Source organism: Colwellia psychrerythraea (assembly GCF_000764225.1).
In the GTDB taxonomy this organism is placed as follows: domain Bacteria; phylum Pseudomonadota; class Gammaproteobacteria; order Enterobacterales; family Alteromonadaceae; genus Colwellia; species Colwellia psychrerythraea_D.
Window position 1 is genome coordinate 1 of record NZ_JQED01000054.1, and the last position, 738, is coordinate 738.

Sequence of the window (738 nt, forward strand, 5' to 3'; positions counted from 1 at the left end):
AACCTTCGGGAGGACGGTCACCACTTTGTGTTTCATGACTGGGGTGAAGTCGTAACAAGGTAACCCTAGGGGAACCTGGGGTTGGATCACCTCCTTATCTTGATGTAAAACGATTTAATGAAAGCTTTGGCTTTATGAGTGTTCACACAAATTACATGATAACAAACTAAAGAAGAAAACCCATTAAGGCATTATATGTCTTAGGCGAAGTTCATTTGCTTTATTACAAGGCGCTTGAGTTTAGAAGGAATGAATGTAGTGAACTACATGATTTTCTGAGAAACGAAAGCAACGCCGTCATAAAGTAAAGAAACAAGCATAAATGGGGCTATAGCTCAGCTGGGAGAGCGCCTGCCTTGCACGCAGGAGGTCAGCAGTTCGATCCTGCTTAGCTCCACCATTTAATTTTACTCTGCGTTAGTTCGCAGCTCGTGTAGTAAACTACACGTCGCTACCAACTGCCTTGATTAAAAGTCAATGGATATTTTATTTCTTCTTATAAAGAAAGAGACCAAACTTAACTTGTTCTGATGAACACATTAAGTTTGGTTTTTTAAACCACAAATTATGCCGAATGCGTGCTGATTTGAAGTTCTTTAACAATCTGGAAAGCTGATATAAATACCGGTATTTATGTAGCAAACTTATATTAGTAAAGGGTGTCGCGCTCATTACTTCTAAATAACTTGCAACTTATGTAAATACCACCGATAAACATTCTCCTCGAGTGTTTATCAT

1 tRNA gene and 1 rRNA gene are annotated in these 738 nt (G+C 38.9%); both read left to right on the top strand.

The window, feature by feature from the left end:
* Positions 1-97: ribosomal RNA gene (locus ND2E_RS0121945) — 16S ribosomal RNA — on the top strand; the annotation flags it as partial.
* Positions 98-324: 227 nt separating this feature from the next.
* Positions 325-400, top strand: a tRNA-Ala gene (locus ND2E_RS03570).
* Positions 401-738: the final 338 nt, after the last annotated feature.